The sequence below is a fragment of the Trinickia sp. genome (assembly GCF_051961175.1).
Classification (GTDB): domain Bacteria; phylum Pseudomonadota; class Gammaproteobacteria; order Burkholderiales; family Burkholderiaceae; genus Trinickia.
The window spans coordinates 1-8,433 of the sequence record NZ_JBQCDN010000006.1 but is presented as its reverse complement, the minus strand read 5'-3'; the positions used below and the strand labels follow the sequence as shown (position 1 = coordinate 8,433).

Genomic DNA, 8,433 nt, shown 5'->3' with positions numbered 1-8,433 from the left:
AGGCTGTCGTAGGTCGAACATCCCGCAACGAGCGCAACCGTCGAGGCAGCGATCAACAGCTTGCGCACGTGACTCCCCCCGCGCTTCATAAGAAAATTTGGACTCATTTCACCCACCGTGCGGGCCCCTTTTGCCTTTCATTGGACCGCGCGAGTTTCACCGAAGATGACCGGAACAGCAAAAACCCATTACTATTCGAATCGTGCATTGTACTCTAGGGATGCCTAGCCATGACCAATCCCACCGATCTCAAAAACATCGGGCTGAAGGCGACCCTACCGCGCCTCAAAATCCTCGAAATTTTCCAGCGGAGCGCCGTCCGGCACCTGACAGCGGAAGACGTCTACCGGAACCTTTTGACCGAGGAACTCGACATCGGTCTAGCCACCGTTTATCGCGTGCTCACCCAGTTCGAGCAGGCGGGCCTGCTTTCGCGCAGCAATTTCGAATCGGGCAAGGCCGTGTTCGAGCTGAACGAAGGCTCTCACCACGATCACCTTGTATGTATCGACTGCGGGCGCGTCGAGGAGTTCTTCGACCCTGAAATCGAAAAGCGCCAGCAAACGATCGCCGAGGAGCGCGGCTTCAAGCTGCAAGAGCATGCGCTTGCGCTTTACGGTGCCTGCACGAAGGAAGCGTGCCCGCATCGCAAGCATTGACACCGATGCGTAGGCGCGCGGCCCCGCCGCTTGGCGCAACGCTGCACGAACGCCCCCGCAAAACGCCGATACGACAAGAGCCACCCCAGGGTGGCTCTTTCGTTGTGCGGCTAGCGAATCTCAGCGGATGAAAACGGCCAGCGGCGGGTGCCTGGCGGCAACCCATCGGCACCCGTCCACGCTCGGCGTGAGACAGGCGCGATGGGCCCGATCCCCTTGCCTTACTTGGCCGTCGCGAGTGCGATTGCCGTATCGAGCATGCGGTTCGAGAAGCCCCACTCGTTGTCGTACCAGCTCGACACCTTCACGAGACGGCCGGCCACCTTCGTGAGCGTCGCGTCGAACGTCGACGATGCCGGATTGTGGTTGAAGTCGATCGAAACCAGCGGCGCCGTGTTGTAGCCGAGGATGCCCTTCAGTTCACCCTCGGCGGCTTCCTTCATGATCGCGTTGATTTCTTCGACCGTCGTGTCGCGCTTGGCGATGAACGACAGATCGACGATCGACACGTTGATCGTCGGAACGCGGATCGCGTAGCCGTCGAGCTTGCCGGCCAGTTCCGGCAGCACGAGGCCGATCGCCGCGGCCGCGCCCGTCTTCGTCGGGATCTGGCTGTGCGTGGCCGAGCGCGCGCGGCGCAGATCTTCGTGGTAGACGTCCGTCAGCACCTGATCGTTCGTGTACGCGTGGATCGTCGTCATCAGCCCGGTTTCGAGGCCGATCTTGTCGTTCAGCGGCTTGACGAGCGGCGCGAGGCAGTTCGTCGTGCACGAGGCGTTCGAAATGACCGTATGCGCGGCCTTCAGCTCGTTGTGGTTCACGCCGTAGACGATCGTTGCGTCGACATCCTTGCCGCCCGGCGCCGAGATCAGCACCTTCTTCGCGCCGCCGGCCAGGTGCGCGCTCGCCTTTTCCTTCGACGTGAAAAAGCCCGTGCACTCCATCACGACGTCGACACCGAGCTCGCCCCACGGCAACTCGGCCGGATTGCGGTTCGCCAGCACGCGGATCTTGTCGCCGTTGACGATCATGTTTTCGCCTTCGACCGACACTTCACCGGGGAACGGGCCGTGCGCCGTGTCGTACTTCGTCAGGTGGGCGTTCGTCTTCGCATCGCCGAGGTCGTTGATCGCGACGATCTCCAGATCGTGCTTCTTGCCGCTCTCGTAGAACGCACGCAAGGTGTTGCGGCCGATCCGGCCATACCCGTTGATTGCAACACGTACCGTCATGATGGTTCTCCTGATATTGGGGCTGAAAAAACCTGTCGTACTTCACGCCTCCCGGCGCATCCTGGGGCGGGGCCGCGCCCGCGATGCACCGGGAAGCCGTATTGCGTCTTCCTGTGAGTCTATCGTTACTCGAGCGCCGTCTTGGCCGCTGCGACAACGTGCTCCACGGTAAAGCCGAAATGTTTGAACAGCACGCCGGCCGGGGCCGACTCGCCGAACGTATCGATACCCACGACGCCGCCTTCCAGGCCGACGTACTTGCGCCAGAAATCCGTCACCCCCGCTTCGATCGCGACGCGGCGCACGCCCTTGGGCAGCACGCGTTCACGGTACTCGGCGTCCTGGCGATCGAAGACGGTCGTGGCCGGCATCGAGACGACGCGCGCCGCGATCCCTTGCTGCGCGAGCGGCTCGACCGCGGCCAGCGCCAGTTCGATCTCCGAACCCGTTGCGATCAGGATGACCTTGCGCGCGACGATGTCGTCATTCCAATCGCGCAGGACATAACCGCCCTTCGCGATATTCGCGATCTGTGCGTCGGTGCGCGACGAGAACGGCAGATTCTGACGGCTGAAGATCAGGCACGAGGGGCCTTGGTATTCAACGGCCTGCGTCCATGCCACCGCCGTCTCCACCGTATCGGCAGGACGCCAGACGTGCAGGTTGGGGATCATGCGCAGGCTGGCCACGTGCTCGACGGACTGGTGCGTCGGGCCGTCTTCGCCGAGGCCGATCGAATCGTGCGTGAACACGAAGATCGACGGCGACTTCATCAGCGCGGCGACGCGCAGCGCGTTGCGGCTGTAATCGGAGAACGTGAGGAACGTGCCGCCGAATGCCTTGTAGCCGCCGTGCAGCGCGATGCCGTTGATCGCGGCGCTCATGCCGAATTCGCGCACGCCGTAGTTGATGTGGTTGCCCCACTCGATCCCATGTTCACCGGCACGCACCGGCTTGCTGGCCTTCCAGTTCGTGAGGTTCGAACCCGTCAAGTCGGCCGAGCCGCCCAGCAGTTCCGGCAGCACGGCCGCGAGACCTTCGATCGCTTGCTGCGAGGCTTTACGCGTGGCCACCGTTTCGGCGCGCTCGTTCGCGCCGGCGATGATCGCTTGCGCCTTGGCGGCCCAGTCGGCCGGCAGCTTGCCGCTCGCGCGGCGCTCGAACTCCGCCGCTTCCTGCGGGTACTTCGCACGATACTGAGCAAACGCATCGTTCCATTGCGCTTCGCGTTGCGCGCCCGCTTCCTTCGCATCCCATGCCGCATAGACTTCCTGCGGGATCACGAACGGCTCCCACTTCCAGCCGATCGCCTCGCGCGTAGCCGCGATTTCCTGCGCACCGAGCGGCGCGCCGTGCGCGTCGTGGCCACCGGCCTTCGTGGGCGCGCCCTTGCCGATCACCGTCTTGCAGCAGATCAGCGTCGGCTTGTCGGCCTGCTTCGCGCTGGCGATCGCGGCATCGATCGCTTGCACGTCGTGCCCATCCACGCCGCGAATGACGTTCCACCCATATGCCTCGAAACGCTTCGGGGTATCGTCGGCGAACCAGTATTCGACGTGGCCGTCGATGGAAATGCCGTTGTCGTCGTACAGCGCGATCAGCTTGTTCAGCTTGAGCGTGCCCGCGAACGAACAGGCTTCGTGCGAGATGCCTTCCATCAGACAACCGTCGCCGAGGAACACGTACGTGTGGTGATCGACGATCTTGGCGTCAGCCTTGTTGAATTCCGCCGCGAGCAGCGATTCGGCGAGCGCCATCCCGACCGCGTTCGCGAGACCCTGGCCGAGCGGGCCCGTGGTGGTCTCGACGCCCGGCGTGATGCCGTATTCGGGGTGGCCCGGCGTTTTCGAGTGCAGCTGGCGGAAGTTTTTCAGCTCGGAGAGCGGCAGATCGTAGCCGGTCAGATGGAGCAGCGAATACAGCAGCATCGAGCCATGGCCGTTCGACAGCACGAAGCGGTCGCGGTCGGCCCAATGCGGGTCGAGCGGGTTGTGCTTGAGGTGGCGAGACCACAGAGCGACGGCGATTTCGGCCATGCCCATCGGCATGCCCGGGTGGCCTGAGTTCGCTTGTTGCACGGCATCCATCGCGAGCGCGCGAATCGCGTTCGCCATGAGAGCGGTGGGAGCGGGAGACGAGGTCGTCATGTCGAGTCCGGAGAACGAGTCGAGAAACCGTGGCGCGCGATGAACCGCTGCTCGTGTTCGACCGCCGCCGGCGCAGGCGGGGCGCCCGCCGCGGCGCGATGCGGGGGAGCAAGCGGACAGGCTGCAAAGCGTGCCATTCTAACAGATGGCGCCCGCCGCCTTGCCGAACCGCGCCCGGCAAGGGCAAGCGGGCCGTCCCGTATGAGAGGCCTTCGGGCAGTCCTATAATTGGGTCATTCCCTCAACTGCAGCCGCAAGTCCTGACCGTGTTCTCCCGCACCGAACCGCCGCTGCTCTTTCACCCCACGCCCGATGCGGCTTACGGCTTTCCCGGGGCACGCCGCATCGCGCAGGTCGATTCGCCGCATCAACGCATCGAGGTGTGGGACACGCCTCAGCTCGGGCGGCTCTTCACGCTCGACGCGCGGCCGATGACCGCCGTCGGCGATGAATTCGTCTATCACGAATGCATGGTGCATCCAGCGGCGCTGGCCCATCCGGCGCCGCGCAAAGCGCTCGTGCTCGGCGGGGGCGACGGTGGCGCGGCCCGCCAGCTGCTCGCGCACCCGAGCATCGAACGGATCGTGGTGGCGGAACTGGACGCGGCCGTCGTCAGTATGGCGCGCGAGCATTTGACGGAGGTGCATCAAGGGGCGCTCGACGACAGCCGCGTTGAAGTCGTCATCGGCGACGCCGCGCGTTTCGTCGCGGCGACAACGCAGCGGTTCGATCTGGTGGTGTTCGACCTCACACCGCCCGATTCCCCCGCCGCCGAGCTCTACACCGCTGCCTTTTACGCGTGCCTGAAGAAGATCCTGGCGCCCTGCGCGATGCTATCGATGCACCTGGGCTCCGCCCAGTTTCATCTCGAACGTGCCGCGGCGCTCGTGCGCGGGTTGCGTGAAAGTTTCTCGATGGTCGACGTCATGTCGGCCTTCGTCCCGCTGTACGGATCCCTTTGGCTGATGGCGCTGGCGAGCGACACGCTCGACGCGGCTTCGCTGTTCAAACACGACATCGAAACGCGCCTCGCGGCGCGCGGCATCGACGCCTTGCGCTACTATGACGCCGCACTGCACCCGGCGCTGTTCGCGCTCCCGCGCAGCGTCCGCGCCCATTTGCGCTAGCCGCCCGCACCGGGCGCATCCCGGCACCGAACGCTGCTCGATGCTTCCTGCTCACCGATTCACGCACGCCGCTTTATGCCCCGTTTTTTTGTCGACTCCGGCTTCGAGCCTGGCGATGTCGTCGCACTGCCCGACGAAGTCGCCCGCCACGTCCAGGTGCTGCGCCTCGCGGCCGGCGATTCACTCACGCTGTTCAACGGCCGAGGCGGACAACACGAGGCGCGGCTGGTGGAGGTCGGCCGCCGCAGTGCGCTCGCGCAGATCGGCGCGTTCGAGGCGGTCGAAGCTGAGCCGCCCTATCGGATCACGCTCGCACAAGGCATCGCCGGCGGCGACAAAATGGACTGGCTCGTCGAAAAGGCCGTGGAGCTCGGCGTTTCGCGCATCGCGCCGCTCGTCACGACGCGCGGCGTCGTGCGTTTGTCGGCCGAGCGAGCGAGCCGCCGCCATGCTCACTGGCAGGGTATCGTTCGGGCGGCCTGCGAGCAGTGCGGACGCAATCGCCTGCCCGAAATCGATCCGGCATGCGAGCTGTCGAAGTGGCTCCACGCGCTGCCGCCCGCCGACGCCCCGGGCCCGCTGCGGCTCATGCTCTCGCCGCGCGCGAAGATCGCGTTCGCGTCCCTGCCCCAGACACCTCCGAACGAGGGTGTCGTCTTACTGATCGGGCCGGAAGGCGGGCTCGCGCCCGAGGAAGAAGAAGCGGCAGCCGCACAGGGATTCGCGCCGCTATCGCTGGGGCCGCGCGTACTGCGCACGGAAACCGCGGGAATGGCGGTGCTGGCCGCGCTGGCCGCTCGCTGGGGGGGATGGTGAAAAGGTGGGGGTGGAGGTGGAGGCGCATAACGCGCCTGCACACCATCAAGCAAACTTAAGCAAACTTAAGCAAACGAATAGAAGACGCGGAATGCCACCTTACGCTCGGCCCAGAACTCGGCGGCCTCGCGGAACACGTCGAGCAGCGTCTCGCGGCCTTCCTTATCGAACTTCTGCGCAATCGGCAAGCCTTCGAGGACGATGACGAAACCGGGCTGCTCGCCGGCCTTGTGCACGAGATCGGTCAGGCAATCGTAGAGCGCATCGTAGTTCTTGCCGAAGTGCTTCGGAAACAGGAACGACGTGGCGATGGTCTCCAGCACTTCCTGCTTCGACGCGGCTTGGCCGCAATAAGCGAAGAGAAAGTGCTGCTCTTGCCGCAGGGCCTCGTCGGCGAGATCTTGCACGCGAAACGCCCGGATCGACTGGACGATGTTCGGTCGCACGGTCGCGAAAAGGCTCATAGGCTCCTCGCTCGGTGAATGCCGGGATGCCGCGTCGCCCTGCGTGCTTTGGCCGTGCTCGGCCATGCGCATTTGCATGACGCGCTGAAAAAGATTGCCGTCGCCGGCCGCGAACAGATCCGTCGCGGCTGCGGTGTCGTGCGCGTAGACGTTGTCGCTCATGCCTTCATCCCAATGTCATTCAACAATGCGTTTAAAACTGTTGTAGTGGTCGTCCGAATAGAAGCAGTTATCGATTCTCTTCACTGCGCCGCCGCAGACGATGCGCCGCGCGCCGCGGTTTCTCGCGCGCGGCGTCGGGACCGTGTACTCATGGTAGTAACCGCGCCGATGCTGCGGCAGCAACCGCTCGAAGTTGCCGAATACGACGCCGTCCTTCGGATACGGATAGGGGCCGCCGGCCTCGATCAGCTTCAACGTGGCGGCCGCCTCGGGCGGCAACTGCGCCGGCGCGACGGTACCGGAAACGCCCGTGGACGCATCCGGCGCCTGCCGCGCCAGTGCGACGGACGAAACAATCGGCCCGCCGTGCAGGCCAATACCTGTCCACCCGGCTACGGCCACCAAGGCGGCGAGCGCACCGTGACGAAGCCACTTACCCGCTCGTTCGCGTGTTCCCGCGCGTGTCATCGGCCAAAATTCCCGCTGCTCGATAGAAAGTGAAGGACCACGAAACCACGAAAAGTGTAAGGGTATCGCTAACAGCCCCCGGACGCAATCTTTGTCTGGAAAATGAAAGGTTTAGCGAGGTTTCGAGGCCTTTTTGCGGACCTTCCGATGGTCCTATTTATCCGCAGAAAGATAAAATTTAGCTTGATTGGGATAAGATCTGACTCGACGGCAACCGATGCAGCGAGTCTTTGCCTCCTCGTTGCGCTTCCACCCAGTCGGGTGTCGTCGTTTCACGTATTTGGGGCGGTAGCCTCTCTCTTCGCCCCTGGCGTGCCCGCAATGGGCACGCCTTTTTTGGTTCTATTGGGCAGCGAGGGGGCGAGGGATCAGCGCCCGACAGCGCTGACGTCGGCCACGAGCAGCGCGGCCATGTTGACGATGCGGCGCACGGTAGCGGATTCGGTCAGCACGTGCACGGGCTTCGCGGCGCCAAGCAGGATCGGGCCGATCGCAATGTTGTTGCCCGCGGCCGTCTTAAGCAGGTTGTACGCGATATTGGCCGCATCGATATTCGGCAGCACGAGCAGGTTGGCCTCGCCCTCGAGTGTCGATTCCGGCAGCACCTCGCGGCGCAGCGCCGGATCGAGTGCGACATCACCATGCATTTCGCCATCCACGTGCAAATCGGGCGCGCGCTCTTTCAGGATCGCAAGCGTATCGCGCATCTTTTGCGCGGACGGCGCGTTGCTGGTGCCGAAATTCGAGTGAGAGACGAGCGCAACCTTCGGCTCGATACCGAACCGGCGCACTTCTTCGGCCGCCATGATCGTGATCTCGGCCAGTTCCGCCGGCGTCGGATCGACGTTCACGTGGGTATCGACGAGGAAGATCTGGCGGCCCGGCAGCACGAGGCCGTTCATCGCGCCGAACACCGTGCAGCCCTCGCGCTTGCCGATCACCTGATTGATGAAATGCAGATGGCGGTGCGGCGTGGAGATCGTGCCGCAGATCATGCCGTCGGCTTCACCCTTGTTGACGAGCATCGAGCCGATCAGCGTCGTGCGGCGGCGCATTTCGACCTTCGCCAGTTGCTGGCTGATGCCCTTGCGCGCCATCAGGTGGTAGTACTCCTGCCAGAACTCGCGGTAGCGCTCATCGTGCTCGGTGTTGACGACCGTGAAATCGACACCGGGCGTGAGCCGCAAACCGTAGCGCTCGATGCGGTGCTCGATGACGGCCGGACGGCCGATCAGGATCGGCGTGGCGAGTTTTTCGTCGACCACAATCTGCACCGCCCGCAGCACGCGCTCTTCCTCGCCTTCGGCGAACACGATGCGCTTCTTGCCCGGCTCGACGCTGCGCGCCTGCTGGAAGAT

8 protein-coding genes are annotated in these 8,433 nt (G+C 64.2%); 3 read left to right on the top strand and 5 right to left on the bottom strand.

What is annotated here, in order from left to right:
* Positions 1–230 precede the first annotated feature (230 nt).
* Positions 231–659, top strand: a complete 429-nt coding sequence (fur, locus tag ACTHL0_RS00455; RefSeq protein WP_440564582.1) for a ferric iron uptake transcriptional regulator — start codon at positions 231–233, stop codon at positions 657–659.
* 221 nt (positions 660–880) lie between these two features.
* Here the strand turns inward: fur and gap are convergent, their stop codons facing one another.
* Both gap and tkt read right to left on the bottom strand, forming a co-directional pair.
* Positions 881–1,891, bottom strand: a complete 1,011-nt coding sequence (gene gap, locus ACTHL0_RS00450; RefSeq protein WP_440564581.1) for a type I glyceraldehyde-3-phosphate dehydrogenase — start codon at positions 1,889–1,891, stop codon at positions 881–883.
* A gap of 125 nt (positions 1,892–2,016) precedes the next feature.
* Complete coding sequence (gene tkt / locus ACTHL0_RS00445; protein ID WP_440564580.1) at positions 2,017–4,038, bottom strand: transketolase; 2,022 nt, start codon at positions 4,036–4,038, stop codon at positions 2,017–2,019.
* Positions 4,039–4,304: 266 nt separating this feature from the next.
* On the opposite strand from tkt, the gene speE reads away from it, so the two are divergent.
* Together speE and ACTHL0_RS00435 are read left to right on the top strand one after the other, a co-directional pair.
* On the top strand, positions 4,305–5,165 hold the full coding sequence (gene speE, locus ACTHL0_RS00440) for a polyamine aminopropyltransferase (RefSeq protein ID WP_440564579.1): 861 nt from the start codon (positions 4,305–4,307) through the stop codon (positions 5,163–5,165).
* A 75-nt stretch (positions 5,166–5,240) separates the two neighbouring features.
* Positions 5,241–5,981, top strand: coding sequence for a 16S rRNA (uracil(1498)-N(3))-methyltransferase (locus ACTHL0_RS00435; RefSeq protein ID WP_440564577.1), 741 nt, complete (start codon positions 5,241–5,243; stop codon positions 5,979–5,981).
* Between the two features lie 65 nt (positions 5,982–6,046).
* Here the strand turns inward: ACTHL0_RS00435 and ACTHL0_RS00430 are convergent, their stop codons facing one another.
* From ACTHL0_RS00430 to ACTHL0_RS00420, 3 genes are all read right to left on the bottom strand, one after another.
* Positions 6,047–6,607, bottom strand: coding sequence for a barstar family protein (locus ACTHL0_RS00430; RefSeq protein WP_440564576.1), 561 nt, complete (start codon positions 6,605–6,607; stop codon positions 6,047–6,049).
* 15 nt (positions 6,608–6,622) lie between these two features.
* A complete protein-coding gene (locus ACTHL0_RS00425; RefSeq protein ID WP_440564575.1) occupies positions 6,623–7,075 on the bottom strand; it encodes a ribonuclease in 453 nt (150 codons plus the stop codon).
* A gap of 368 nt (positions 7,076–7,443) precedes the next feature.
* Positions 7,444–8,433 (bottom strand): phosphate acyltransferase (locus ACTHL0_RS00420; RefSeq protein ID WP_440564574.1); only part of this gene is annotated, 990 nt, incomplete at its 5' end.